At 71.1% G+C, this 25,380-nt stretch carries 29 protein-coding genes, 1 pseudogene and 1 riboswitch; of the genes and pseudogenes, 14 read left to right on the top strand and 16 right to left on the bottom strand.

Translation table 11 applies throughout. The features are described from left to right. Nucleotides 1-90: 90 nt before the first annotated feature. Nucleotides 91-1,077, top strand: coding sequence for a carbohydrate-binding protein (locus ACIPWY_RS17425; RefSeq protein ID WP_362898154.1), 987 nt, complete (start codon nt 91-93; stop codon nt 1,075-1,077). Between the two features lie 69 nt (nt 1,078-1,146). On the opposite strand, the gene ACIPWY_RS17420 is transcribed toward ACIPWY_RS17425, so the two are convergent. The 3 genes from ACIPWY_RS17420 to ACIPWY_RS17410 form a co-directional block, all read right to left on the bottom strand. Further along, nucleotides 1,147-2,079 carry a 1-phosphofructokinase family hexose kinase gene (locus tag ACIPWY_RS17420; RefSeq protein ID WP_362898152.1) on the bottom strand — a complete coding sequence of 311 codons (933 nt, stop codon included), beginning with the start codon at nt 2,077-2,079 and terminating at the stop codon, nt 1,147-1,149. An 84-nt stretch (nt 2,080-2,163) separates the two neighbouring features. Beyond that, nucleotides 2,164-3,309, bottom strand: a complete 1,146-nt coding sequence (gene nagA / locus ACIPWY_RS17415) for an N-acetylglucosamine-6-phosphate deacetylase (RefSeq protein ID WP_362898150.1) — start codon at nt 3,307-3,309, stop codon at nt 2,164-2,166. After that, entirely contained in the window at nt 3,309-4,256 is a 948-nt protein-coding gene (locus tag ACIPWY_RS17410) for an ROK family protein (protein ID WP_393701344.1), read from the bottom strand. Before ACIPWY_RS17410 ends, nagA begins: the two co-directional genes overlap by 1 nt. A 230-nt stretch (nt 4,257-4,486) precedes the next feature. Between ACIPWY_RS17410 and ACIPWY_RS17405 the strand changes: the two genes are divergently transcribed. From ACIPWY_RS17405 to otsB, 3 genes are all read left to right on the top strand, one after another. After that, nucleotides 4,487-5,737, top strand: a complete 1,251-nt coding sequence (locus ACIPWY_RS17405; protein ID WP_393701346.1) for an extracellular solute-binding protein — start codon at nt 4,487-4,489, stop codon at nt 5,735-5,737. Nucleotides 5,738-5,747: 10 nt separating this feature from the next. Beyond that, nucleotides 5,748-6,116, top strand: coding sequence for a DUF3263 domain-containing protein (locus tag ACIPWY_RS17400; RefSeq protein WP_393701348.1), 369 nt, complete (start codon nt 5,748-5,750; stop codon nt 6,114-6,116). A 63-nt stretch (nt 6,117-6,179) separates the two neighbouring features. Further along, complete coding sequence (otsB, locus tag ACIPWY_RS17395) at nt 6,180-7,052, top strand: trehalose-phosphatase (RefSeq protein ID WP_393701350.1); 873 nt, start codon at nt 6,180-6,182, stop codon at nt 7,050-7,052. A 7-nt stretch (nt 7,053-7,059) separates the two neighbouring features. On the opposite strand, the gene ACIPWY_RS17390 is transcribed toward otsB, so the two are convergent. The 3 genes from ACIPWY_RS17390 to ACIPWY_RS17380 all read right to left on the bottom strand — a co-directional run bounded on the left by ACIPWY_RS17390 (nt 7,060) and on the right by ACIPWY_RS17380 (nt 10,338). After that, entirely contained in the window at nt 7,060-8,466 is a 1,407-nt protein-coding gene (locus tag ACIPWY_RS17390) for a trehalose-6-phosphate synthase (protein ID WP_393701352.1), read from the bottom strand. 110 nt (nt 8,467-8,576) lie between these two features. After that, nucleotides 8,577-9,353, bottom strand: coding sequence for a hypothetical protein (locus ACIPWY_RS17385; RefSeq protein ID WP_401533733.1), 777 nt, complete (start codon nt 9,351-9,353; stop codon nt 8,577-8,579). 37 nt (nt 9,354-9,390) lie between these two features. Beyond that, nucleotides 9,391-10,338 (bottom strand): glucosyl-3-phosphoglycerate synthase, encoded by a 948-nt coding sequence (locus tag ACIPWY_RS17380; protein WP_362898138.1) that lies wholly within the window; start codon nt 10,336-10,338, stop codon nt 9,391-9,393. A 180-nt stretch (nt 10,339-10,518) separates the two neighbouring features. Further along, nucleotides 10,519-10,650, top strand: a riboswitch (SAM riboswitch). On the opposite strand from ACIPWY_RS17380, the gene thrC reads away from it, so the two are divergent. The 5 genes from thrC (at nt 10,644) to ACIPWY_RS17355 (ending at nt 15,743) form a co-directional block, all read left to right on the top strand. Beyond that, nucleotides 10,644-11,954 carry a threonine synthase gene (gene thrC, locus ACIPWY_RS17375; protein ID WP_401533731.1) on the top strand — a complete coding sequence of 437 codons (1,311 nt, stop codon included), beginning with the start codon at nt 10,644-10,646 and terminating at the stop codon, nt 11,952-11,954. Its footprint overlaps the riboswitch before it by 7 nt. 49 nt (nt 11,955-12,003) lie before the next feature. Next, a complete protein-coding gene (locus ACIPWY_RS17370; RefSeq protein ID WP_362898134.1) occupies nt 12,004-12,279 on the top strand; it encodes a ubiquitin-like small modifier protein 1 in 276 nt (91 codons plus the stop codon). Between the two features lie 449 nt (nt 12,280-12,728). After that, a complete protein-coding gene (locus ACIPWY_RS17365) occupies nt 12,729-12,932 on the top strand; it encodes a cold-shock protein (RefSeq protein ID WP_005315736.1) in 204 nt (67 codons plus the stop codon). A gap of 319 nt (nt 12,933-13,251) precedes the next feature. Beyond that, a complete protein-coding gene (groL, locus tag ACIPWY_RS17360) occupies nt 13,252-14,877 on the top strand; it encodes a chaperonin GroEL (protein WP_116512355.1) in 1,626 nt (541 codons plus the stop codon). Nucleotides 14,878-15,032: 155 nt separating this feature from the next. Next, on the top strand, nt 15,033-15,743 hold the full coding sequence (locus ACIPWY_RS17355) for a DUF6215 domain-containing protein (protein WP_362898132.1): 711 nt from the start codon (nt 15,033-15,035) through the stop codon (nt 15,741-15,743). A gap of 52 nt (nt 15,744-15,795) precedes the next feature. Here the strand turns inward: ACIPWY_RS17355 and ACIPWY_RS17350 are convergent, their stop codons facing one another. The 6 genes and pseudogenes from ACIPWY_RS17350 to ACIPWY_RS17325 form a co-directional block, all read right to left on the bottom strand. Continuing rightward, nucleotides 15,796-16,092 (bottom strand): hypothetical protein, encoded by a 297-nt coding sequence (locus tag ACIPWY_RS17350; protein WP_362898130.1) that lies wholly within the window; start codon nt 16,090-16,092, stop codon nt 15,796-15,798. A gap of 55 nt (nt 16,093-16,147) precedes the next feature. After that, nucleotides 16,148-16,687, bottom strand: a complete 540-nt coding sequence (locus tag ACIPWY_RS17345; protein WP_362898128.1) for a hypothetical protein — start codon at nt 16,685-16,687, stop codon at nt 16,148-16,150. 87 nt (nt 16,688-16,774) lie between these two features. Next, nucleotides 16,775-17,004, bottom strand: a pseudogene (locus ACIPWY_RS17340) (IS5/IS1182 family transposase); the annotation flags it as partial. 42 nt (nt 17,005-17,046) lie between these two features. Continuing rightward, nucleotides 17,047-17,418 carry an FKBP-type peptidyl-prolyl cis-trans isomerase gene (locus ACIPWY_RS17335; RefSeq protein WP_362898126.1) on the bottom strand — a complete coding sequence of 124 codons (372 nt, stop codon included), beginning with the start codon at nt 17,416-17,418 and terminating at the stop codon, nt 17,047-17,049. A gap of 320 nt (nt 17,419-17,738) precedes the next feature. Beyond that, nucleotides 17,739-17,951 (bottom strand): DUF397 domain-containing protein, encoded by a 213-nt coding sequence (locus tag ACIPWY_RS17330; RefSeq protein ID WP_362898125.1) that lies wholly within the window; start codon nt 17,949-17,951, stop codon nt 17,739-17,741. Continuing rightward, nucleotides 17,926-18,771 (bottom strand): helix-turn-helix transcriptional regulator, encoded by an 846-nt coding sequence (locus ACIPWY_RS17325; protein ID WP_362898123.1) that lies wholly within the window; start codon nt 18,769-18,771, stop codon nt 17,926-17,928. Before ACIPWY_RS17325 ends, ACIPWY_RS17330 begins: the two co-directional genes overlap by 26 nt. Before the next feature lie 41 nt (nt 18,772-18,812). On the opposite strand from ACIPWY_RS17325, the gene ACIPWY_RS17320 reads away from it, so the two are divergent. The 3 genes from ACIPWY_RS17320 to ACIPWY_RS17310 all read left to right on the top strand — a co-directional run bounded on the left by ACIPWY_RS17320 (nt 18,813) and on the right by ACIPWY_RS17310 (nt 19,756). Further along, complete coding sequence (locus ACIPWY_RS17320) at nt 18,813-19,106, top strand: hypothetical protein (RefSeq protein WP_362898121.1); 294 nt, start codon at nt 18,813-18,815, stop codon at nt 19,104-19,106. Next, on the top strand, nt 19,103-19,312 hold the full coding sequence (locus ACIPWY_RS17315; protein ID WP_362898429.1) for a hypothetical protein: 210 nt from the start codon (nt 19,103-19,105) through the stop codon (nt 19,310-19,312). The genes ACIPWY_RS17320 and ACIPWY_RS17315 overlap by 4 nt, the downstream gene beginning before the upstream one ends. Nucleotides 19,313-19,435: 123 nt before the next feature. After that, nucleotides 19,436-19,756 carry a hypothetical protein gene (locus ACIPWY_RS17310; RefSeq protein ID WP_401533726.1) on the top strand — a complete coding sequence of 107 codons (321 nt, stop codon included), beginning with the start codon at nt 19,436-19,438 and terminating at the stop codon, nt 19,754-19,756. A gap of 28 nt (nt 19,757-19,784) precedes the next feature. On the opposite strand, the gene ACIPWY_RS17305 is transcribed toward ACIPWY_RS17310, so the two are convergent. From ACIPWY_RS17305 to ACIPWY_RS17295, 3 genes are all read right to left on the bottom strand, one after another. Beyond that, complete coding sequence (locus tag ACIPWY_RS17305; protein ID WP_362898117.1) at nt 19,785-21,311, bottom strand: PTS transporter subunit EIIC; 1,527 nt, start codon at nt 21,309-21,311, stop codon at nt 19,785-19,787. A 52-nt stretch (nt 21,312-21,363) separates the two neighbouring features. After that, a complete protein-coding gene (murQ, locus tag ACIPWY_RS17300; RefSeq protein ID WP_362898115.1) occupies nt 21,364-22,320 on the bottom strand; it encodes an N-acetylmuramic acid 6-phosphate etherase in 957 nt (318 codons plus the stop codon). A gap of 108 nt (nt 22,321-22,428) precedes the next feature. After that, nucleotides 22,429-23,349, bottom strand: coding sequence for a MurR/RpiR family transcriptional regulator (locus ACIPWY_RS17295; protein ID WP_116512367.1), 921 nt, complete (start codon nt 23,347-23,349; stop codon nt 22,429-22,431). 131 nt (nt 23,350-23,480) lie between these two features. Here ACIPWY_RS17295 and ACIPWY_RS17290 point away from each other — a divergent pair, with 131 nt between their 5' ends. Both ACIPWY_RS17290 and ACIPWY_RS17285 read left to right on the top strand, forming a co-directional pair. Next, entirely contained in the window at nt 23,481-23,846 is a 366-nt protein-coding gene (locus ACIPWY_RS17290; protein WP_362898113.1) for a hypothetical protein, read from the top strand. Continuing rightward, nucleotides 23,843-24,118, top strand: coding sequence for a DUF4031 domain-containing protein (locus tag ACIPWY_RS17285; protein WP_362898111.1), 276 nt, complete (start codon nt 23,843-23,845; stop codon nt 24,116-24,118). The genes ACIPWY_RS17290 and ACIPWY_RS17285 overlap by 4 nt, the downstream gene beginning before the upstream one ends. Here ACIPWY_RS17285 and ACIPWY_RS17280 read toward each other — a convergent pair. Beyond that, a complete protein-coding gene (locus tag ACIPWY_RS17280; RefSeq protein ID WP_362898414.1) occupies nt 24,066-25,325 on the bottom strand; it encodes a Cmx/CmrA family chloramphenicol efflux MFS transporter in 1,260 nt (419 codons plus the stop codon). The genes ACIPWY_RS17285 and ACIPWY_RS17280 overlap by 53 nt on opposite strands. Nucleotides 25,326-25,380 lie beyond the last annotated feature (55 nt).

The following is a 25,380-nucleotide window of genomic DNA, read 5'->3' as shown; positions in this document are numbered from 1 at the left end:
CGCAGGTATCGGTGAGGTCAACGCCACCCCTTCGGACCACTCCCAGCGGGTACGCTCGCCGGGTAAGCGATACGTAGGGAGTGATCAGGGATGGCGCCCGCTGACAACGGCGCGAGCACGCCCGAGGACGACGATCCGTTCGGCTATCTGTATGCCGACGGACAGGCGGCCGGGGCGACACCGCCCAGCGGGGGCGGCGGCTACGGCTATCCGGGTCCCCGGTCCTACCACCAGGTCAGGCCGGTCGGTGAGCGGCAGTACGGGCAGCAGTCCCCGTACGGGCAGCAGCCTCAGTCCGCGCAGACCGCCGCGTACGGGCAGGGGCCCGCGCAGCAGCAGCCCCAGGCCTACGGCCAGTCGAACGCGCACTACTCGGCGCCCGAGACGCTGCCCGGTGGCGCGCCGACCACGGTGACGCCCCCGATGGGGGGCGGCGACGGTGGCGGCCGGGGCCGCGGGCCCAACACCAAGGGCCTGCTGATCGGCGCGCTCGCCGTCGTGGCGGCCGTGGTCGTCGGCATCGGGGTCGCGGTCCTCGGCGGCGACAAGAGCGATGACAAGGGCGGCGACGCGGGCGGGCAGCCGTCCGGCGGCTCCCAGTCCGTGCAGCCGAGCGAGACGGCGACCAAGCCGGCCGACAAGCCGGTCGACCTGCCGAAGACCGACGCCAAGGCGCTGAAGCTCGAGGGCGGCACGGCCACCGCGTCGGACGTCCAGGGCGCCAAGGCCGACGGCGGCACCTATGTGGCGGGCTTCAACCAGGTGGGCGCCAAGCTCACCTGGACGGTCAACGGCATCCCGAAGGACGGCGCGTACAGCCTGCGCGTCAACTACGGAGTGCCCGGCAAGGACGCCAACGCGACCATCACGGTCAACGGCAAGGTGCAGACCCGCCCGCTGAACATGGAGAACTTCGCTCACGCCAAGGAAGGCGACTGGGAGAAGGGCTGGAGCAACACCTGGTCCGTCGTCCAGCTGAGCAAGGGCACGAACGCGATCACGATCTCGTGCGAGCAGAGCAACCAGTGCGACGCCAACTTCGACCAGATGTGGCTGGTCAAGGGCAGTAAGGGCTGAGCGACGCAGCCGGCGGCACAGGCGCAGCCGGCGAGACGGACACAGACGGCAGCGGCCGGGGCGGAAGCCCTAGGCCGCTGCCGTCGTCTGTTGCGTCACCGCGACCCGGCCCAGCAGCTCCTCGTACGCCGTGCGGTCGAACTCGCCCGCCACCGGGGCCAGTACCGTCGCCGCGGACAGGGCGACCGCGCGGGCCAGGCGGTCCGGCCACGGCAGGTCTTCCACGTAGCCCGAGAGCAGGCCGGCGACCGCCGAGTCGCCGGCGCCCGTCGGGTTGCCCTTGACGCGGTCGGGGGCGGGCGCGCGCCAGCTGCCGTCCGGGGTGACCGCGAGGAGGCCCTCCGCGCCGAGGGAGGCGACCACGGAGTGCGCGCCGCGGCGGCGGGCGTCACGGGTCGCGCGCAACGGCTCGTGGGAGCCGGTGAGTTCGGCGAGTTCGTCGGCGTTCGGCTTGATGATGTCGGGGCGGGCGGCGAGGCCGCGGCGCAGGGGTTCCCCGGAGGAGTCGAGGAGCACGGTGACGCCGGCGGTGCGGGCCGCGCGGACCAGCTGGGCGTACGCGCCGACGGGGACGCCGGGCGGGAGGCTGCCGCACAGGGCCACCGCGGACGCCGGCCCGAGGAGCTTCTCGTAGGCCTCGGTGAACGCGGCCCACTCGGCGGCGGCGACGTGCGGGCCCGGCTCGTTGAGCTGGGTCGTGTCGCCCGTCGTGGCGTCGACGACGGCGATGGTGCGGCGGGTGGCGCCCGAGACCGGGACGAGCGCGTCCCGGATGCCGGGGGAGTCCAGGAGCTGTTCCCTGAGGGCGCGGCCGGTGCCGCCGCCCGCGAAGCCGGTGACGGTCACGTCGTGGCCGAGCGCCGCGAGCACCCGCGCGACGTTGAGGCCCTTGCCGCCGGGGCGTTCGGTGACCTCGGTGACGCGGTGCGACGCGTGCGGGTGCAGCGCCGGCACGTCGTACGTGATGTCGAGCGCGGCGTTCAGTGTGACCGTGAGGATCACGAGACCCCAGCCCACCCCTCAGTTCGGGACTACCTTCAGTAACGCGGCCTGATCATGCCAAAGACCGGCCGGTAGGCCCAGACCTCAGGCGACCTGGGGTTCCACGATCCACCGGCCCTTGCGCATGACGCCCTTGAGCTCGAAGTCCTCGTCCAGGACGACGAGGTCGGCGTCCTTGCCGGGCTCCAGCGAGCCCACCTTGTCGTCCACGCCGAGGAGGCGGGCCGGGTTGGCGGAGATCGCGCGGACGATGTCCTCGACGGGCAGCTTGTCGATGGTGGCGGCGCGCTTGAACGCCCGGTCCAGGGTGAGCGTCGAGCCCGCGATGGAGCCGCCCTCGACGAGCCGCGCGACGCTGTCCTTCACCTCGACCTCCAGGGTGCCGAGCATGTAGCGGCCGTCGCCGAAGCCCGCGGCGTCCATCGCGTCGGTGATGAACGCGACGCGCCCGCTGCCCACGTGATGGAACGCCAGCTCCAGGGCGGCCGGGTGCAGATGCGTGCCGTCGTTGATGAGCTCGACGGTGATCCGCTCGTCCTCCAGGAGCGCCCCGATCGGGCCCGGGGCGCGGTGGCCGATGGCCGGCATGGCGTTGTAGAGGTGGGTGGCGACGGTGGCGCCCGCGTCGATGGCCTCCACGGTCTGCTCGTACGTGGCGTCGGTGTGGCCGATCGCCGCGATCACGCCGTGTTCGGCGAGGAGGCGTACGGAGTCGATCCCGCCGGGGAGTTCGGGGGCGAGGGTGAGCATCTTGGCCTGGCCGCGCGCCGCGTCGAGCAGCTTGCGGACCTCGGCCGGGTCGGGGTCGCGCAGGAGCGTTTCGTCATGGGCGCCCTTGCGGCACGGGGAGATGAACGGGCCCTCGAAGTGGATGCCCGCGATCTCGCCCTGCTCGGCCAGCTCGGACAGCAGGCCCGCGCGCTGGGCGAGGAAGTCCGTCTCGCCGGTGACGAAGGACGCGGCGACCGTCGTGGTGCCGTGCAGGCGGTGGGTGCGGACGCCCTTGAGGATGTCGTCGATCGACCCCGAGGTGAAGGAGGCCCCGCCGCCGCCGTGGTTGTGCATGTCGACGAAGCCGGGGACGACCCAGTGGCCGGTCAGATCGGTGGAGGGAGCGGCGGCCGGCGCGCCGGCGGCGATCCTCGCCCCGTCCACGATCACGCGTCCGTTCTCGACGACGCCGGTCGGCAGGACGACGCGGGCGCCGGAGAGAACATTCAGAGCGGCCATCAGGCGACTACCTCCGTGGAATCGGTGGACCGGGCGAGCAGGTCCCAGGCGAGCAGGCCCGCGCCCAGGCAGCCGGCGGTGTCCCCGAGGGCCGCCGGGACGATCGTGGGCAGCTTCTGGAACGTCACGCGTTCCTCGACGGCGGCCCGCAGTGGTGTGAACAAGGTTTCCCCCGCCTCGGCCAGACCGCCACCGATGATCAGGGTGCGCGGGTCCAGCAGAGTGAGCGCCGTGACGAGCCCGTCGGCGAGCGCGTCCACGGCCTCCTGCCAGACCCGCAGCGCCCGGGGGTCCCCGGACTCGACGGCCTTGGCGCAGTCCGCGGCGTCGGCCTCCGGGTCGCCGGTGACCTCGGCCCAGGCGAGCGAGACCGCCGACGCGGACGCGTAGCGCTCCAGGCAGCCGCGCTGCCCGCAGCTGCAGTCCGTGCCGCCGGGGCGTACGACGATGTGGCCGATCTCCCCGGCCGAGCCGTGCGCGCCGGGTTCGATGTGGCCGCCGATGCCGATGGCTCCCGCGATGCCCGTACCGAGCGGCACGAACAGGAAGCGGTCCGCGCCCTTGCCCGCGCCGAGCCGCCCCTCGCCGAGGCCGCCGGTGCGCACGTCGTGGCCGAGGGCGACGGGGATGCCGTCGAGCCGCTCGCTCAGCAGCCGCCGCATCGGCACGTCCCGCCAGCCGAGGTTCGACGCGTACAGGGCGATGCCGTGCTCGTCGTCGACGATGCCGGGCACCGCGACGCCGGCCGCGGCGGCCGGCTCCCCGAGGTGCTCCTCGCCGTACGCGCGCAGGTCGGCGGCGAAGCCGAGTATCGTCTCGACGATCGCGTCGGGCCCGCGCTCGCGGCCGGTGGCACGCCGCGTCTGATGGAGCAGGGTGCCGTCGGCCCCGACCAGGGCGGCCTTCATTCCGGTGCCGCCCACATCGAGGGCGATGACATGTCTCACGGGGGACAGTCTCGCGCGTATACCCGCGAGAGGTCTAGTCCACTTGCATGGATCTTGCGGCAATGTGTACGGATGGTGCGTTTTCCGGGTTCGCGGCGGAGGCCCGTTGCAGGTGCTAAACGCGCGTGGTGTAGACCTTGTGTCCGGACCTGAGCATTCCGGGTCCGAAATCCGGACGAGCGACTTCAAAGCGACTTCAAGAGGGTGGGAAACCGGCTGTGCAGCGGCGCATGACAGGTCTGACGGCGGCGATGGCCGCGCTCGGCATGGCGGCGACGCTGGCCGCCTGCGGAGGCCCCGGCTCCGACGACGTGACCCTGAAGCTGGTGGCCGCCGACTACGGCGACTCTCCGGCGAACAGCTCCCAGAAGTACTGGGACAAGCTGTCCGCCGCCTTCGAGAAGAAGAACCCCGGCATCAAGGTCGACGTCAGCGTCTACTCGTGGAGCGACGTCGACGCCAAGGTCAAGAAGATGGTCGCGGACGGCCACGCGCCCGACATGGCGCAGATCGGCGCGTACTCCGACTACGCCGCGAGCGGCAAGCTCTACAGCGCGAACGACCTGCTCTCCATCCCCGTGCAGTCCGACTTCCTGCCGCAGCTCGCCGACGCCGGTGAGGTCTCCCGCGTCCAGTACGGCATGCCCTTCGCGTCCTCCACGCGGCTGCTGTTCTACAACAAGACCCTCTTCGACAAGGCCGGCCTGACCCCGCCGCAGACCTGGGCCCAGCTCCAGGCCGACGCCAAGGCCCTCAAGGCCCGCGGCGTGAAGATCCCTTACGCGCTCCCGCTGGGCAGTGAGGAGGCGCAGGCCGAGACCATGATGTGGATGCTGAGCGGCGGCAGCGGATACACCGACGACGTCGGCACCTACAGCCTCGACTCCCCGCAGAACGTCAAGACCTTCGAGTGGCTGAAGAACGACCTGGTCGGCCAGGGCCTCACCGGTCCGACCCCGCCCGCCAAGCTCGACCGCAAGGAGGCCTTCGCGGCCTTCACGCGCGGTGACGTCGGCATGCTCAACGGACACCCGACGCTGATGCAGATGGCCGCCAAGAAGGGCGTCAGGTTCGGCACGGTGCCGATGCCCGGCATCCACGGCAGGGCCGCGTCGACCATGGGCGTCGCCGACTGGATGATGGCGTTCCGGCAGAACGGCCACCAGGAACAGGTCGGCAAGTTCCTCGACTTCGTCTACAGCGAGAAGAACGTCCTCGACTTCTCGCGCGAGTACGACCTCCTGCCGGTCACCAACTCCGCCTCGGACACGATGGCCGACGACCCGCGCGACCAGAAGCTCTCGAAGTTCCTCGGCGAACTGCCGAACTCGCAGCTCTACCCCGTCGGCAAGACGTCCTGGGCCCAGGTCAGCGCCGGTATCAAGCGCGAGATCGGCTCGGTCGTCGGCCCCAACGGCAACCCGGGCGCCACCCTCGGCCGGCTCCAGCGCGCGGCCGACACGGCGGAGAACGCGGAGTAGCGTCGCTGCCGTGAGCGAACCGCCGTACGCAGAGCCCGAGTCCTCGACCGAGCCCGAGCCGGAATCCGAGCCCGAGCCCGAGCCGGAATCCGAGCCCGAGCCCGAGCCCGTCGAGGATGCTGAGGGCGCCGACGACGCCGAGGATGCGCCGTCCGGCGGCCTGTCCCGCCGTGAGCAGGGCGTTCTCGCCCTGGAGCGGCGCGGATGGACGTCGGCCGGGGCCAAGGAGCGCGCCGTGCGCGAGGAGCTGGGCCTGGCCCCGGTCCGCTACTACCAGCTCCTCAACGCGCTCCTCGACGACCCGAGGGCCCTCGCCCACGACCCCGTCACCGTCAACCGGCTGCGCCGCGTACGGGAGGCCCGCCGCGAGGAGCGCTGACTCGCGCCCGGTCCGTCCCGCGCACCGTGAGTGCGGCCCGCCTGACGCGGATAGGCTCGGCGCATGGGCAGCCCACAGCAGCACGACCTGCCGTCGCCTGTGACCTCCGCCGGGCGTGACGGCCTCGACGCACTCCTCTCGGACCCCGAGCGGGCCGTGATCGCGCTCGACTTCGACGGCACGCTCGCACCGATCGTGCCCGACCCCGAACAGGCCCGCGCCCACCCCGGCGCCGTCCACGCGCTCGCCGCGCTCGCACCGCAGGTCGCCTCCGTCGCCGTGATCACCGGCCGCCCCGCGGGCGTCGCCGTCCGCCACGGCGGTTTCGCGGGCGTCCCCGGCCTCGGACACCTCGTGGTCCTCGGCCACTACGGCGCCGAGCGCTGGGACGCCGTCACCGGCACGGTCCACGCCCCCGCCCCGCACCCCGGCGTCGCGGCCGTCCGCGCCGAACTGCCCGGCGTCCTGGAGTCCGTAGGGGCCTGGCGCGGCACCTGGATCGAGGAGAAGGGCCGCGCCGTCGCCGTCCACACGCGCCGCGCGGGCGACCCGCAGGCGGCGTTCGAGGCGCTGCGCGCGCCCCTGTCCGACCTCGCGGCCCGGCACGGCCTGATCGTCGAGCCCGGCCGCCTCGTCCTGGAACTGCGCCCGCCCGGCATGGACAAGGGCGCGGCGCTCACGGCGTACGTACGCGAGGTGGGCGCGACGTCGGTCCTCTACGCGGGCGACGACCTCGGCGACCTGCCCGCGTTCGCCGCTGTCGACAAGCTCCGCAAGGACGGGGTGCCGGGCCTGCTGGTGTGCAGCGGCAGCTCGGAGGTCACGGAGCTGGCCGAACGTGCGGACGTGGTGGTGGACGGCCCGCAGGGAGTGGTGGGGCTGCTGTCCGGCCTGGCCCGCGCGATCAGCTCCCGGGGCCAGGCCGGCAAAAGCTAGTGCGGCACTAATTCCCCAGCGCCCGCAGCGCGTTGAGCTGGTCGAGGAACCACTGGGCGGGCGGCAGCGCGGTCGCCGCGGCGGCGAGCCGCTTCGCGCGCTCGGTGCGCTCCCCGCCGCCCATGACCAGCGCCGTGTGCAGCGCTCCTGCCGTCTCCGATACGTCGTACGGGTTCACGACGAGCGCGTCGTCGCCCAGCTCCTCGTACGCCCCCGCCTCCCGCGACAGGACCAGCGCGCAGCCCTCGTCGGAGACGACCGGGACCTCCTTGGCGACGAGGTTCATGCCGTCCCTGATCGGGTTGACGAGCGCCACGTCGGCCAGCCGGTACGCGGCCAGGGAGCGCGCGAAGTCATCCTTCACATGGAGCACGACCGGGGTCCAACTCTCCGTACCGAAGCGGGAGTTGATCTCCTCGGCGACCCGGGACACCTCGACGGTGTACTCCCGGTAGACCGCGAGGTCCTGCCGTGAGGGGTAGGCGAAGGCGACGTGCACGACCCGCTCGCGCCACTCGGGGTGCTCCTCCAGGAGGAGCCGGTACGCGTGCAGGCCGCGCACGATGTTCTTCGACAGCTCCGTGCGGTCCACGCGGACGATCACCTTGCGGTCCGCGCCGCCGATCTGCTCCCGCAGCGCCACGAGCCGCTCCTCGACGTCGGGGCGGTGCGAGCGCTCGCGCAGGAAGTCCGCGTCCGCGCCGAGGCCGTGCACCCCGATCTCCGTGCCGGACGTGCCGCCCACCACGGCCTCGCAGCACGCGGTGAACGTGTCCGCCCAGCGCCGGGTCAGGAACCCGAGCCGGTCCGCGCCCAGCATCCCGCGCAGCAGCTGCCCCGCGATGTCGTCCGGCAGCATCCGGAAGTAGTCGACCGGGGCCCACGGGGTGTGCGAGAAGTGCCCGATGCGCAGGTCGTCGCGCAGCTCGCGCAGCATCCCCGGCACGAGGGCCAGGTGGTAGTCCTGCACGAGGACCGCGGCGCCCGGCGCGGCCTCCGCGGCCAGCGCCTCGGCGAACGCCCGGTTGTAGGCCTCGTACGACGCCCAGCGCGCACGGAACCCGGGCCCGAACACCGGCTCCAGGGGCGTCTGGTAGAGCATGTGGTGGACGAACCAGAGGACCGAGTTCGCGATGCCGTTGTACGCGTCGGCGTACACCTCGGGGTCGATGTCGAGCATCCGCACCCCCGGCTCTCCGACGCCGCGCCGCACCGCCTCGCGGTCGCCCTCGCCGAGGGCCGCGCACACCCACACCGCGCTCGCGCCGTCCGGGTCCTGCCCGATCGCGGAGAGCCCGGAGACGAGCCCGCCGCCACCGCGCCGCGCGTCGAGCGTCCCGTCGGCCCCGATCTCGTAGGAGACCGGACCGCGGTTGGACGCGACGAGGATCTGTGCACCCTGCGTGGAAGCCATACGGGCAAACGTAGCCCGGCCCGTAAACGCTCAAACGTACGGCCGGGCTCAGTGGGAGCCCGGCCGTATACGATCCGCCGTCCGCCTGTCCTGATGGCTGCTCGCGCGGGTCAGTCACGCCGGCTGCGCGCCGCCGCCACCGCGAGGACGCCGAGCCCGCACAGGGAGGCCGCGAGACCGGCGTACAGGAGCGTGTGCGGCTCGCCTTCGTCGGTCTCGCCGGTGTCGGCCAGTTCCGTTCCCTGCGGCGGCCGTTGCGGACCGGGCGACTCCTGCGGCGGGAGCGGGCGGGCCTGCTCACGCCTGGCCGTGACGACCGACGTGCAGGGGTCGGCCCCGCCGCGCCGGGCGTCCTTCGGGCAGTTGGTGCGCGGCACGTCCGCAGTCACGGTGATCGCGCTGGCCTCGCCCGTCGTGCAGGACGCCTTCACGCGCTGGGTGATGACGACCTTGCCGTGGGCGGCGACGTCACCCTTCCAGACGTACACGGATCCCCGCTTCGTGACGGTCCCCGCGGAGGCGACCGGGGCCGAGCCCGCCGTCACGGGCCACTCGACGGCGGCGCCGGTGCGGTTCCTGGCCGAGAAGTCGGAGATCGTGATGGTGTTCCCGGTCTCCTCGCACGGCGGCACGGCGGCCCGCTCCGGCACGTTCGTGAGGTGCAGGGCGGGCGGGGGCTGGGGCTGCGGCTTCTCGATCCCGCGGAACGGGATCGTCACCTGGCCGGGGCTGGAGCCGTAACCGGCCGTCGTACGGACCACGTCCGTCGGGGTGGGGGCCGCGGCGCCGAGCGCCGTCAGTGCGGTGACCGTGGCGGCGAGCGCCCCGGCGGTGCGGGGCGCGGCTGCGCGCAGCCGCGCCCCGCACGAAACTTGTCTGAGCCACATAAAGGGCAATGTAGGCAAAACGTACGATTGCCCCCGGCTACGCCACGCGGCGCTCCGCGTACTCGGTGATTTCGGTCATCGGGGGGCGTTCCTCGGTGTCCACGTCGTGCGTGCGCGGCTCGAATCCCCGTTCGCCGCGCTCGAACTGGGTGAGCACGGGACGTACGAGATGCCCGCGCGCCAGCCGCAGCTGCGCGGTGCGGTAGATCGCCGCGGCCATCCGCCCCAGCGCCTGCCCGTCCTGGTGCCGGTGCTTGCGCACCCCGACGTCGACCTGCCCGAGCGCGTCCAGGCCCACCGTGTGCAGCGCGTCGACGAGAAGACCCAGCTCCACGCCGTAACCGACCGGGAACGGCAGGCGCTCGAGGAGCGACCGGCGCGCCGCGTACTCGCCGCCGAGCGGCTGCACGAACCCGGCGAGCAGCGGCCAGTGCAGATTCAGGACCGGGCGCGCCACCAGCTCCGTGACCCGGCCCCCCTGACCCGCGGCGGACCCGAGCGGACGGTCGTACATCGCCTTCACGAAGTCCACGCCGGGATCCGTGAGCAGCGGGCCCACGATCCCCGAGACGAAGTCCGCGGAGAACTCCTTCAGGTCCGCGTCGACGAAACAGACGATGTCGCCGCCCGTCACGAGCAGCGAGCGCCACAGCACCTCGCCCTTGCCGGGCACGGCCGGGATCCTCGGCAGGATCGCGTCCCGGTGCACGACCCGCGCCCCGGCCGCCCGCGCCACCTCGGCCGTACGGTCCGTCGAACCCGAGTCGATCACCACCAGCTCGTCGACCAGCGGCACCCGCTCCGTCATCAGGGCGCGCCGGATCTCGGCGACGATCTCGCCGACCGTCTCCTCCTCGTTCAGCGCGGGCAGCACCACGCTCACCGAGGTGCCCGCGGCGCGCTTCGCGGCGATCAGCTGAGGGAGCGGGCGATCGGTCACCGACCAGGAACGCCTGCTCAGCCAGCGCTCTACTTCTTCCAGCACAGTGCGCGGCTCCTCACTGTCGGCTCTGCCAGACCACTGACTGTGATCCATCTCGCGGTTCGGACGACTATCTCAAGCCTCCAGGCCTTCGGTTACAGTCTTGAACAACGCCGGTGACCATCGCATGTCGGGGTCACCGCGACGCTTGAGTGATCAAGCGACAGCTCAACAACCGAATAGCGCTCATCCAGAGGGACAGAGGGATACGGCCCGTTGAAGTCCCGGCAACCCTCCCGCCGACCTTGCCGAGGTCCAGGTGGGGAAGGTGCCAATTCCGTCTCGTGGCGAGATGCGCCGCGAGGAAGATGAGGAGAAAGGGCCTCGCCATCATGGCTGCGCAGACTGTCGCCACCACCACTTCCGTTGATCTCGGACCCGCCACGGCGCTCTCCTGCCGCGAGTGCGGCACCAGCTTCCCGCTCGGACCGATCTTCGCCTGTGCCGAGTGTTTCGGGCCGCTCGAAGTCACCTACGACCTGCCGCTCGGCGACCCCGAGTCGCTGCGCAAGCAGATCGAGGCCGGCCCCGCCAACATCTGGCGCTACGCCCCCCTCCTGCCCGTCCCGGCCGACGTCGCCGAGAAGCCGAACCTGAACCCCGGCTGGACCAAGCTCGTCAAGGCCGACAACCTCGCCCGTGAACTCGGCGTCGAGCAGGGCAAGTTGTTCGTCAAGGACGACTCCGGCAACCCGACGCACTCCTTCAAGGACCGCGTCGTCGCCCAGGCCATCGAGGCCGCCCGCGCCTTCGGCTTCACCACCCTGTCCTGCTCCTCCACCGGCAACCTCGCCGGCGCCGTCGGCGCCGCAGCGGCCCGCGCCGGCTTCCGCTCCTGCGTGTTCATCCCGCACGACCTGGAGCAGGGCAAGGTCGTCATGGCCGCGGTCTACGGCGGCGAACTCGTCGGCATCGAGGGCAACTACGACGACGTCAACCGCTTCTGCTCCGAGCTCATCGGCGACCCGCTCGGCGAGGGCTGGGGCTTCGTCAACGTCAACCTGCGCCCGTACTACGGCGAGGGCTCCAAGACCCTCGCGTACGAGATCTGCGAGCAGCTCGGCTGGCAGCTCCCGGACCAGCTGGTCATCCCGATCGCGTCCGGCTCCCAGTTCACGAAGATCGACAAGGGTCTCCAGGAGCTGATCAAGCTCGGCCTCGTCGAGGACAAGCCGTACAAGCTCTTCGGCGCCCAGGCCGAGGGCTGCTCGCCGGTCTCCGTCGCCTACAAGGGCGGTCACGACGTCGTCCGGCCGCAGAAGCCGAACACGATCGCCAAGTCGCTCGCCATCGGCAACCCGGCCGACGGCCCGTACGTCCTCGACATCGCCCGCCGCACCGGCGGCGCCGTGGAGGACGTCAACGACGAGCAGGTCGTCGACGCGATCAAGCTCCTCGCGCGGACCGAGGGCATCTTCGCGGAGACCGCGGGCGGTGTGACGGTCGGCGTGACGAAGAAGCTGATCGAGGCCGGCCTGATCGACCCGGCGCTCACCACCGTCGTCCTCAACACCGGCGACGGCCTCAAGACCCTCGACGCGGTCGCCGAGACGTCCCAGGCGACCGCCACGATCCGCCCGAGCCTGGACGCGTTCCGCGACGCGGGCCTCGCCCACTGACGACCCCGCGAAGACCCGCGAACACCCGCACGGAAAGGCTGCAGCCCCCATGAGCGTCAACGTCCGCATCCCCACCATCCTGCGCACCTACACCGGCGGCCGGGCCGAGGTGGCCGCCGAGGGCGCCACCCTCTCCGAGGTCCTCGCCGACCTGGAGAAGAACCACACGGGTATCGCGGCCCGCGTCCTGGACGACCAGGGCAAGCTGCGCCGCTTCGTCAACGTCTACGTCAACGACGACGACGTGCGCTTCGAGCAGGGCCTTGAGACGGCGACGCCGGAAGGCGCGGGCGTCTCGATCATCCCGGCCGTCGCCGGCGGCTGACCGTCGAGCACTGCGCCGGCGGCTGACCGCCCGGCGTACGCGCCATACGGAGTTACCTGAATTGCCCCCTTCGCGAGAGAAACGGAGGGGGCAATTCTGCAGGGTTGAGCGCGGTAGAGTTGGGAAGCGAGCTTCGCGCTTGTGCCGAGCGCATATATGAAGTCGGCCGCCGCCCGACAAGAAACAGCCAAAGTGCCCCGCCCTTATTGGGTGTTCGCGTCATTTGTCGGGCCCGAGTTGCCCCGGATTCCCATGACTCCGCCGCTTATTACCGCTCTGCCGTGCCCAGAATTCTCGTCCGATTGACCTGTTGCAGAGGGCAGTTGGGCAGATACATTCAGCCGCGGTCGACGCGTTCCGGCGCACACCCCCAACCAATGGGGGGTGAGGTCTGACCCGGGTCCGCGAAGTGCGGTCCTGTGCAAGGGCCAGTAATAGGGGAGTTAGCCATGGCTCAGGGCACCGTCAAGTGGTTCAACGCGGAGAAGGGGTACGGCTTCATCGCGGTCGACGGTGGTGCGGATGTTTTCGTCCACTACAGCGCCATCCAGATGGACGGGTACCGCACCCTTGAAGAGGGTCAGCGAGTCGAATTCGAGATCTCGCAGGGCCAGAAGGGTCCGCAGGCGGACATGGTCAAGCTCGCCGTCTGATCTCGGCGCGAACGGCCACCGACACACTCACGCCGAGAGGCCCGTACCCCGCGAGGGGTACGGGCCTCTCGTGCGTGCGCGCGCGCCCCGCGCACTCCGCCCGCGGGGACCGCGCGTCTGCCGGAGGCGCTTGCACTCTCCTAGGTCGAGTGCTAATCATTGCGTTAGCACTCTGAAGGTGAGAGTGACAGAACTTGGATCGGGTCGGTGAGGCTCGCAGGCCGGGTGGGGCAAGGAACCACACGGCATGCAGGCCGTCCGTCGCGGGCACCAGCACGGTCCGTTTGCATTTCCACCGCGTCCGGGAGGACCACTTCACATGGCCAAGATCATCGCGTTCGACGAGGAGGCACGGCGCGGCCTCGAGCGCGGCATGAACCAGCTCGCCGACGCCGTCAAGGTGACCCTGGGCCCCAAGGGTCGCAACGTCGTCCTCGAGAAGAAGTGGGGCGCCCCCACGATCACCAACGATGGTGTGTCCATCGCCAAGGAGATCGAGCTCGAGGACCCGTACGAGAAGATCGGCGCCGAGCTGGTCAAGGAGGTCGCGAAGAAGACGGACGACGTCGCCGGTGACGGCACGACGACCGCGACCGTCCTCGCCCAGGCGCTCGTCAAGGAAGGCCTGCGCAACGTCGCGGCCGGCGCCAACCCGATGGCCCTCAAGCGCGGCATCGAGAAGGCCGTCGAGGCCGTCTCCGCCGCCCTGCTCGAGCAGGCCAAGGATGTCGAGACCAAGGAGCAGATCGCTTCCACGGCCTCCATCTCCGCCGCCGACACGCAGATCGGCGAGCTCATCGCCGAGGCGATGGACAAGGTCGGCAAGGAAGGCGTCATCACCGTCGAGGAGTCGCAGACCTTCGGGCTCGAGCTTGAGCTCACCGAGGGCATGCGCTTCGACAAGGGCTACATCTCGGCGTACTTCGCCACCGACATGGAGCGTATGGAGGCGTCGCTCGACGACCCGTACATCCTGATCGTCAACTCGAAGATCGGCAACGTGAAGGACCTCCTTCCGCTGCTCGAGAAGGTCATGCAGTCCGGCAAGCCGCTGCTGATCATCGCCGAGGACGTCGAGGGCGAGGCCCTGTCGACCCTGGTCGTCAACAAGATCCGTGGCACCTTCAAGTCCGTCGCCGTCAAGGCCCCGGGCTTCGGTGACCGCCGCAAGGCCATGCTCGGCGACATCGCCATCCTCACCGGTGGCACCGTCATCTCCGAGGAGGTCGGCCTCAAGCTGGAGAACGCCGGTCTCGACCTGCTCGGCCGCGCCCGCAAGGTCGTCATCACCAAGGACGAGACGACGATCGTCGACGGCGCCGGTGACAGCGACCAGGTCCAGGGCCGCGTCAACCAGATCCGTGCCGAGATCGAGAACAGCGACTCGGACTACGACCGCGAGAAGCTCCAGGAGCGCCTCGCCAAGCTCGCCGGCGGCGTGGCCGTCATCAAGGCGGGCGCGGCCACCGAGGTCGAGCTCAAGGAGCGCAAGCACCGCATCGAGGACGCCGTTCGCAACGCGAAGGCTGCCGTCGAAGAGGGCATCGTCGCCGGTGGTGGCGTCGCCCTCCTCCAGGCCTCCGCGGTCTTCGAGAAGCTCGAGCTCGACGGCGACGAGGCGACCGGCGCCAACGCCGTGAAGCTCGCGCTGGAGGCCCCGCTCAAGCAGATCGCCGTCAACGGTGGTCTCGAGGGTGGCGTCGTCGTGGAGAAGGTCCGCAACCTTCCCATCGGCCACGGCCTGAACGCCGCGACCGGTGAGTACGTCGACATGATCGCCGAGGGCATCCTCGACCCGGCGAAGGTCACGCGCTCTGCCCTGCAGAACGCCGCGTCCATCGCCGCGCTGTTCCTCACCACCGAGGCCGTCATCGCCGACAAGCCGGAGAAGGCCGCCGCGGGCGGCGCTCCGGGCGGCATGCCGGGCGGTGACATGGACTTCTGAGCCTGACGGTTCAGCCTGTCCTTTCCGAGGGCGGCACTCCTCTTCACGAGGGGTGCCGCCCTCGGGCGTTCCCCCGGCCGATCTTCCTTGCCCGCCCGGTGATCACGGGTTAGGGTCCCCGGGCATATGTCAGGGGATCGGGGCGGGTGGGGGACATGGCCGACAGTGACGACGTGCCCAAGAAGGGCATGAACGCGTGGGGACAGGCGATATCGGCCGTGGCGCTGGTGGCCGCGCTCGCCATCGGGTTCTGGGCGATGGCGAAGAAGGACGCCGAGAGCAGCGCCGAGCCGAAGCCGGCCGCCTGCTCGGGCGGGGAGGCCGAGAAGGGCGCGAAGGCCGGTGAGGCGGCGGGGGAGGTCTCCGGCGCCCAACTGTGCGGAGTGCTCAACCGGCGTGACCTCGCCGAGCTGCTCGGCACACCGACGGAGATCGCGAAGTCCGCGTCGGGCAGCGCGAGTTCGATCAAGACGGCCGGTGGACGCGAGATCTCCACGCCCTCGGCGCGGGTCGAGTTCGAGACGTACACCGTCACGCTGGAGGGCACCTACGACGGCCATCCGGTCGCCGACACCGCCGGCCTCTTCGGGGACACACAGAAGCGGCGGACGTTCCTGGGCCACCGGGCGGTCCTCTACTCGGACCGCACCATCAGCATCAGGTTCCGCCTCGACGGCAGCGATTCGAGCAGCGCTCCCGGCGTCCCGGCCCGTGTGCTGTCCGTGGCGCAGGACCCGAAGGACAAGGGTGGCTCCTTCGAGCTGTCGCTGTGGCGCTCGGACGGCGCGGTGCCGGACGATACGACGCTGTTCCAGGTCGCCGAGAAGGTGCTGCCGGGGATCCCGGGGTGGGCGCCCGCCAAGTGACGGCCCGCGGCCCGGAGTGATCCGAACGAGGGGCCCGGTAGCCGGACAGGCCCTAGCCGCGCTCGACCGGCGACTCCTGGTAGCTGGTCCAGGCGTCGCGGCCGGCATGGGCCGCGCTCTGGGCTGCGGTCTGCGCCTGGTGGAAGGTGCGGGACGCCAGCTCGGTGGGCGGCACCTCCCAGCTGCCGGTCCAGGTGCGGCCCGCGCGGACCAGTTCGAACACGAGCACGCCGACACCGGCCGCGGCGACCAGCATCCCGGCGCCGGTCAGTACGGCCCCGGCGGTCAGCCGCCCCTGGTCGGGACGGAACTCGGACCAGGAAATCTTTGAGAACGTGCTGTCAGCCATAGCTCCAGAATGCGCGCGGGGCAGCGCGCACGCATGTGGAGCGGCGCGGGCGCCGTCAGGGCGCCCCAGTGGTCTCCCCAGGGCAGGTCCCGTCGTCGACGGTGAAGTCCACGGAGTCGTAGCCCATCGCCTTCGGCAGCTGCAGCGCATGCACGTGCAGGCAGAACGCGGTGTCGGTGCCGCGGGCCCTGACCGAGAAGTCGGCGTCCTCGGTACCGCCGTACCAGATCGTGGATTCGGGCGGGTCGGAGGCGAGCGTGACGGTGAGGCCGTCTTCCGGACCCTGTCCGTGCTGCGCGATGTCCTGCGTCAGGATGTCCTCGTACAGCCCGGTGTCGGTCCCCGGCCCGGACTTGTCCGCCGACAACTGCGCCGTCGCGCCGGTCACCGCGGTCCGCAGATCGTCACCGTCCCAGCCGCCCCGGAAGACGTCCGGGTGGTACAGCGCGTAGAGCGCGACCGCCGCGAACAGCAGCGAGCCGACGATGAGGACGCGGCCGACGGGGTTGTGCGGGTTGTAGACGTACCGGTTCGTGCCCCAGCTGCTCCGGACGAAGACGCGGTCGTCGTCCGGGTGTTCGCGGTCGTGGCTCATGTGGCCATTCTGGTACAGCAGTTGGGCCCGGTTCAGCCCTGTATCCGGGGGAGCACCGCGCGGAGCGCTGCCGCGCGGGCGTGGACCTGGGCGGCCGGCAGGTGGGCCGGAAGGCGGGCGGGCGCCCCGCTGCCGCTTCTGCTTTGCGGTTGTCGCCCACTGGCCGGGAGTGATCAACAGGGCCGGCGGGCGGTGGCCGCCTTCGCCCGCAAGGTGGATCTTGCAGGTCGGACCGCCCCGGGAACGACCGAGTCCTTCGTCGGGGCGGTGTGAGCCCGGCACGAGGTGGAGCCCACGCTCACCGTGCTCCAGTCGACCTACTGGCCTTGTTCACGGGAACGGGCAGCGGCTGGTCCGCCTCAGACGTCGAGCAGGTCCACGACGAAGATGAGCGTCGATCCTGCCGGGATCAGCGGGGAGGGGGACTGCTCGCCGTAGGCGAGGTGGGAGGGGATGGTGAGCTTGCGCCGGCCGCCGACCTTCATCCCCTCGACCCCCTGGTCCCAGCCCTTGATGACCCTGCCGCCCCCCAGAGGGAACCGGAACGTCTGGCCGCGGTTCCAGGAGGCGTCGAACTCCTCTCCGCTCTCGAAGTTGACCCCCACGTAGTGGACCTCGGCCATGGCGCCGGGCTTGGCCTCGGGGCCGTCTCCCACGACGATGTCCTCGATCTGCAGCTCGGCAGGGGCATCGCCGATGGGGAAATCGATTTCGGGCCTCGTCAGGCTCACTTCAACCTCATTCCTCCCCTCCGGAAGCCTCCGGCGGGGCGATCAAGCGCATGGTCGCTCCATGCAGTCAAGTGATTACTCTAACGAATCCGATCGGGGATCCTGTCCCACGTGCCGTCCGATGACCAGCGGCGGCGGCGCTCATGCACGGTCTTCCGGTTCCCGAACCGCTACGGCGGGTCCCGCCACGGGGCGCCTGTGCGGATCCCGGAACAGGGTTCTGTCGAGCGCCTTCCGGTGATTGCTCCAACGCCCGCCCCGCCCCACGACCAGGGCAATGATTCCAACGCGGGGCGGTCACCTGATCCGCCGGGCAGTGCCTAGCGCTCTCCCTTGAGATCCGCGATGAACGCGGTCCAGGTCTCCGCCCGGAGCACGAGCTTCGGGCCGTCGGGGTTCTTGGAGTCGCGGACGGGGACGAGGCCGGGGTGGTCGTGGGTGACCTCCAGGCAACTGCCGCCTTCGCCGCCGCTGTACGTGGATTTGCGCCAGGTGGCTGAGGCGAGGTCAAGCTCTGGGGGCGTGATCTTCATGTGCGTAATCCTCCGCCACTGCTGCGATCAGGGCCAGGGATTGCTTCGGAGTGAGTGCATCAGCCCTGAGCAGATCGTAGGACAGCTGATGCCGGGCGACGGTGGCCGGATCGTCCGTCAACTGGCCCGTACTGGGCGCTTCGATGAAAGCGAGCGGAGGTGCATCAGCGAAGTGGAGTAGCTGGAGGAAGCCGGTCATCGAGGCATGCGCCCCCGCAGAGAACGACACCACCTGAACAATCACCCGGCGCCTACGGATCAGTGCCGAGATGTGCCGCAGGGCCTCGGCCATCACTGCAGGTCCGCCGACTTCCCGGCGCAGGGCGGCCTCATCCAGAACCGCCCACAACAACGGCTTTGTTGGATCGTCGAGGAGGCGGGTTCGTTCCATCCGGGTCGCCACCAGTTTGTCGATCGCCTCTTCCGGGGCCGTGGGCTGGTAGGCCAGGAAGACCGCACGGGCGTATGCCGGGGTCTGGAGCAGGCCAGGGATCAGCAGCGACTCGTACTGCCTGATCTCGATCGCGACGGCCTCCGCCTCGGCCGCCTCCGCGAAGTGTTCCGGGTGCTTCGACTCGTTCGCCTTCGCCCCGTGCCGGACGAAGAACCCCGCCGTCCCCAGCGCCTCGTCCAGACGTTCCGCCATGTCCGGCAGGATCCGTCTCGTTCCCGCCTCCATCTGGCCGACGTACGACCCGCTCACGAACAGCAGCTCGCCCAGGGCCTGTTGGGTCAGGCCCGTCCGTTCTCTCGCGTGGCGGAGTTCCTCGCCGACCATGACGCGGCGGGAGGCGGGGTCGAGGTCCTTCGGTCCGGTCACGTGCATCGACTCCCAGAGCAACAAAGGGGTTTGTTGGGCCGGTGGCTCTGGAAAGCGTAGAGCCGTTCCCGTCACGCTGGGTGGTGAAAGCGGAACTTGACGTGAGGGAGCGGGCGATGGTGGTGCGGGACGCGGAGCGGCTTCGGGTGGTCGAGGAGACCGTCGCGCAACTGCGGGCCGAACTGGGGGTGTTGGGCGTGCTGTTGCCGTCCCTGCGGGTCGACCCCGTGTCGGCGGCGGGGGAGGTCGGCTATCCGCTGGTGGACCTGGGGTGCGTGAATCTGGATACGGCGATGCGGCTGGTCGCCGTACTGCACGACAGGCGTGGGGTGTGAACGTCGGCGTGTACGTGATCGACGTACGGGACGGGCGCGTCGGGCAGGTCATGGGGCGCGAGGGCGGTTACGTGCAGTTGCGGCCGCCGGGTGGCGGGCGCGAGTGGGACTGTCCGCCGGAGGCGGTGGGGGAGGCGCAGGCGGGGGAGGTGCTCCGGGAACGGGTGCGGGAGCTGAACCGGCAGGCTCAGGCGAGGCCGCGATGAGTGGATCGCCGCCTCGGTCGCTCGGTCGTGGGACGCTGGCAGAAAGCGGTCAACGACCGCAGGCTCGTCGATCTACGCTCACGCGCCGCAGGCTCAGCAGGCTTCAAGAGATAAGGACCCGCGATGACCGCAGCACTGGTCGAGCACGACACGGCTCCTGACCGCCGTTCGTGGGACCTCCTGCTCCAGGCATGGCGTGAGCTGGACACGTCGCGGAGCAACGCCAAGGACGGCCGCACCAAGAAGCTGTGGGCCTATGCGCATGCCCCGGTTCCGGTCTATCTGCTCGTGGACCGCTTCGATGAGCACGGCCCGGCGGCCACGTTGTTCACCGGCCCGCAGAACGGGGCGTACAGGCATGCCGAGCGGGTGCCGTTCGGGGAGTGCCTCAAGCTGCCGGATCCGTTCGCGGCGACCGTCGACACGGCCGGCTTTCCCGGCTGAGTCGACGGTCGCGTACGTCTGAAGGGCTTCAGGCCCTTGCCGGTTCCGTGGCCGGTTCTGTGGCCGGTTCCGTGGCCGAGGGCGGCTCGGCCGGGGAACCCGCGACGGTTTCCTGAGTGTCCACGTTCAGATCCACCAGCATCTGCTTGCTGAAGCCGAAGAAGTACGTGGCCGCGAAGCCCACGATGTAGCCGACCAGCAGGCCCGCGCCGTAGATCGAGACCGTCGTGCCCAGGCCCTTGTTGCCGTCGAGGAGGGGGAACAGGGCCCAGCCCGAGGGGCCGATCGCCGTCGAGCCGACCTTGTCGCCGATCATCGAGAAGAAGCCGACGAACGCGCCGCCCGCCGCGCCGCCCACGCACGCCGTGATGAAGGGGCGGCCGAGCGGGAGCGAGACGCCGTAGATCAGGGGTTCGCCGACGCCGAGGAAGCCTGCGGGGAGCGCGGACTTGATCGTCGTCCGGATCGACTTGTTGTGCTTGAGGCGCTTGTACACCGCGATCGCGCAGCCGACCTGGCCCGCGCCCGCCATCGCCAGGACGGGGAGCAGGACGGTGTAGCCCTGCTGCTCGATGAGTGTGGTGTGGATGGGGATGAGGGCCTGGTGCAGGCCCAGCATGACCAGGGGGAGGAACAGGCCGCCGAGGACCAGGCCCGCGAACGCGCCCGTGTTGTCCAGGAGCCAGTTCGCCGCGGTGCCGATGCCCGTGGAGATCTCGCCCGCCACGAACATCAGGCCGAAGATCGTGACCAGGCCGGAGATCAAGACGGTGAGGGTGGGGGTGAGGAGGACGTCGATCGCCTCCGGGACCCACTTCCTGCACCACTTCTCGACGTACGTGGCCAGGACCGCCGCGCCCAGTGCACCGAGGACGCCGCCCTGCCCGGGGGAGAGCTTCTGGCCGAACGCCTCGATGTTCGCGACGCCCGCGTACACGATGATCGCCGCGACCGCGCCGCCCAGGATCGGCGTACCGCCGAACTCCTTCGCCGTGTTGTAGCCGACGAACACCGCGATCAGCGCCATGAAGCCGGAGGCGATGGCGGCCAGGGCGGGGGTGACGCCCGGCAGCCAGTGCAGGTTGATCAGCAGGCCGTTGATGCCGGCGATGATGCCGCAGCCGATCAGCGCCGGGATCAGCGGCACGAAGATGTTCGCGATCCGGCGCAGGAACAGCTTGAACGGGGTGGCGTTCTTCGCCTTCCGGGCCGCCTTCAGCTCGGCGCCCTGAGCGGCGAGTTCGTCGGCCGTCACGGTGTGCGGCTCGGGCGCGGCGGGCCTGGCCTCGGCCACCAGCTCCCCGGCCACCAGCTCCTCGAACTCCGGGGTGATCCGGGCGACCTTCCCCGGGCCGAGGACGATCTGGTACGTCTCGTCGTCGACCACGCCCATGACGTCGGGCAGCGCCTTCAGCGCGTCCTCGTCGACGAGCGCGCGGTCGGCCAGGCCGAGACGGAGCCGGGTCATGCAGTGGGCTACGGACGTGACGTTCGATGCGCCGCCGACGAGGGGAAGGATCGCGGCGGCGATGGCGCGGTTCTTTGAGTCAGCCATGGTCGTGGTGCCTTGCTGTGCGTGGGGGGTGGAGCGATAGGGGACTGCGGGACTACGGGGTCGTGGTCGAGGCCTGGAGCGCGGCGCGCAGGTGGCCCTTGCTGTCGGTCAGGAGGCGGGCGGCCGTCGGGCCGTCGACCGAGCCGAGGATCACGAGGATGGCGTTCTTCACCTCTCCGTCCGTCGCGGCGAGCGCGGCCTCGATGGCGTCGTCGTCCGCGCCGGTGGCCAGGGCGACGATCCGGCGGGAGCGGGCGCGCAGCTTCTCGTTCGAGGCGCGTACGTCCACCATCAGGTTCCCGTACGTCTTGCCGAGCCGGATCATGGTGATCGTCGACAGCATGTTGAGGACGAGCTTCTGGGCCGTGCCCGCCTTCAGCCGGGTCGAGCCGGTGAGGAGTTCGGGGCCGACGACGACCTCGATGCCGTGGTCCGCGGCTGCCGCGAGCGCGCTGTCCGCGTTGCAGGACAGGCCGATCGTGAGGGCGCCCCGGCCGCGCGCGTGCTCGACCGCGCCGATCGCGTACGGGGTGCGGCCCGAGGCCGAGATGCCGACGACGACGTCGTCCGCCGTCAGGCCCAGCTCGTCCAGGTCCTCGGCCGCGAGCTCCTTGGAGTCCTCGGCGCCCTCGACCGCCTTGACCATGGCGCTCGGGCCGCCCGCGATCAGGCCGACGACCTCGCTCGGGTCGGTGTTGAACGTGGGCGGGCACTCGGACGCGTCCAGGACGCCGAGCCGGCCGGCCGTGCCGGCGCCCGCGTAGACGAGGCGGCCGCCGCGGGCCATCCGCTCGGCCGTGCCGTCGATCGCGGCGGCGATCTGCGGGAGCTGCTCGGCGACGGCGGTGGGCACGCTGGCGTCCTCGCCGTTCATGATCCGCGCGATCTCCAGCGTCGACTGCTGGTCGATCTCGGAGAGTTCCGGGCGGAACGCCTCGGTGGTGAGCGTGGCGAGCTGGGCGCGCAGTTCGCCGTAGTTGTCGGCGGCGGCGTCGGTCGTGGAGGTCATGACGTGTGCGGCTCTTTCCGGTGCGGCGGTGGGGCGGTGGGGCGGTGGGGTCACGGATTCACGGATACACGGATTCACGGAGTCACAGGGGAGGGCGGGGCGCGTCGCCTAGCGGGAGCCGCGCGGTGTGTGACGGTGCGCGAGCGCCTCGTACGACGCCGACAGGGCCGGGGCCGCCGTCTCGTACGTACGCTGCGCGACGCCCACGAACAGGCAGTCCACGACGAGCAGCTGGCTCGTACGGGACGACATCGCGGCCGGGCGCAGCTCGCTCTCGCGTGCCGTGGACGTGGTCAGTATGTGGTCGGCGTACTGCGAGACCGGGCCGTCGGGGCGGCCGGTGATCGCGATCGTGGCGGCCCCGTGCTCGAAGGCGACGCGGAGCGGTTCGATCACGTCTCCGGTCGATCCCGAGTGCGTGATGGCGATGGCGACGTCCTTGGCGCGCAGCTGCACGGCGTTGGTGATCGCCAGGTGCGGGTCGCCGTGGGCGTGCGCGATCAGGCCGATGCGCAGGAGCTTCTGGGCGAGGTCCTGGCCGACGAGGCTGGACGCGCCGATGCCGTAGATGTCGATGCGGCGGGCGCCGGCCAGCGCGTTCACGGCCGCGCCGAGCTGCACGGTGTCGAGTCCGGCCGCGGTGTCGGCGAGGGTCTGCTGCTCGTCGTACGCGAGCTTCGCGACGACGTCGGCGATGGGGTCGTCGACCGCTATGTCCGCGGTGACGGCGGGGGCGCGGCCCGACTGCTGCTGGGCGGCGAGCCCGGCGAGGGCGAGGCGCAGGTCCCGGTATCCGGGGTAGCCGAGGAGGCGGGCGGTGCGGACCACCGTCGCCTCGCTGGTGCCGGTGAGTTCGGCCAGGCCGGTGACCGTGAGGGCCGCGCAGCCGGCCGGGTCACCGGCGACGGCCTCGGCGACCCGCTGCATGGAGCGGGTCATCGACGGCGCGAGGGTGCGCACCTTGGCCGCGAGGGCGGCCGGGGCGGGCGGCGCGTCGCCTGCGAAAATTTCCTTCACGTTGCTGGTCACATTTGAAAGATATTTTCAGGGGGGTGCGGCGTCAAGAGTCCTTCGGCTGTGCTGTACGGCACGTCCGCCCGGGCCCTTCGGCTGTGCCGAGGGGTAGGTGGGTGCGTACGCCGAGGGAGCACAATGGCTACATGGAGATCAGCCCCCTCGAGCAGGCACTGCACGCGGCCCGCGCCCTCGTACTCGCCGACCTCGGATCCGGCGAGGTCGCCCACGCCGACGTCGTGTCCCTGGTCGAGGACTCGATAGCGCACCGCCGCTGGTGGGTCGAGCAGTGGCCGGAAGGGGTCGACTACGTCGCCGGGCTCGTCGCGCAGGACGTCCAGGACGGACTCCTCGAACGCAACGGCCGCTGGCCTCTGTGCCCGGTGTGCGGCTCCGGCGAACCCCATGCCCTCGATGTGGAACCGGAGTTGGGCCCCGACCCGCACTGGGTGTGCAGCGAGGCGGGCGTGGTGGTGGCGCCCGTGGGGTCCCTCGGCACCGTCGCGCGATGACCGTCTACATCGATCCGCCGACCTGGCCGGGGCACGGGCGCATGTGGTCCCACCTGGTCAGCGACGTCTCCTTCGGCGAGCTCCACCTCTTCGCCGAGCGGCTCGGCGTCCCGCCCCGCGCCTTCGAGCGCGACCACTACGACCTGCCGTCGCACCGCTACGAGGACGCGGTGCGGTCCGGGGCCGTGGAGATCGGCTCGAAGGAGCTGGTGCGCAGACTCACCGAGGCGGGGCTGCGGAGGCCGAAGGGGCGCCCTGCGGCGGGGAGTTGAGGTCCTTGGGGTCCTTGGGGTCCTTGACATCCTTGAGGACGGACGAGGCGATCACCTTCGAGGTCGACCGGTGCAGGCGCAGTGACACCGCCGTCGCGCCGATCGCCGTCACCGTCATCGCGGCGCCCGCCCACGCCGTCGCCGGGTAGCCGAGCCCCGCGTCGATCACCGCGCCGCCGAGCCACGGGCCGCCCGTGTTGCCCAGGTTGAACGCCGCCGTCGTCGTCGCGCCCGCGAGCGTGGGGGCCGCGCCCGCCACGTTGAACATGCGGGCGTTCAGCGCCGGCGCCGTGTAGAACGCCGAGAAGCCCAGCAGGAACGACAGCACCACCGCCGCCACCGCGGACCCGCCGAGCAGTGCCAGCGCCATCAGGAACACCGTGGACGCCGCGATCCCGCTCAGCAGCACCCCGAACAGATGCGCGTCCGCGACCCGGCCCCCGACCGTCGTACCCACCAGCGCCCCGACACCGAAGAGCGCGAGCACCGTCGGGACCCAGCCCTCGGCGAGGCCCGCCACATCCGTGAGCAGCGGCGACAGATAGCTGAACGCGCAGAACACACCGCCCGCGGCCAGCGCCGTCACCGTGATCGACAGCCAGACCTGACTGTCCCGGTAGATCGACAGCTCGCGCCGCGGCTGCGGCCGCTGCGCCGGGAGCGGGATCCGCGGGATCAGCGTCACCACCCCCACCAGCGCGATCGCCGAGGCCACGCCCACCGCCCAGAACGCCGCACGCCAGCCCAGACCGTCACCGAGGAACGCGCCCGCCGGGACACCCAGCACGTTCGCGATCGACAGACCGCCGATCATCACCGCCATGGCGCGCGCCCGCTGCGTCACCGGCACCAGGCCGATGGCCACCGCCGCGCCCACGGCCCAGAACCCCGCGCAGGCCAGCGCGCTCACGACCCGCGACGCGAACAGGACCGCGTACGTCGGCGCCAGCGCGCCCGCGACCTGGCCCAGGCCGAACACCGAGATCAGCGCGATGAGCGTGGTGCGGCGCGGCAGGCGCAGCGTCGCCACGGCGAGCAGCGGCGCGCCCACCACCATGCCGAGCCCGAACGCCGATATCAGCAGGCCCGCCTGCGGGATCGTGACGTCCATGTCGTCGGCGATGGCGGGCAGGATGCCGGACAGCATGAACTCGGACGTGCCGAGCGCGAACACCGCCAGGCCCAGAATGTAGACGGCCATGGGCATGCGGGTGGGGGCGTCCACGGGGGCAGCCGCGGTGGCGTCCGCGGTGGCGTCCGCA

It is taken from the genome of Streptomyces sp. NPDC090032, assembly GCF_044748025.1.
GTDB lineage: Bacteria > Actinomycetota > Actinomycetes > Streptomycetales > Streptomycetaceae > Streptomyces.
Note: the sequence above shows the minus strand (reverse complement) of the source record. Positions and strands in the feature narration are given on the sequence as shown.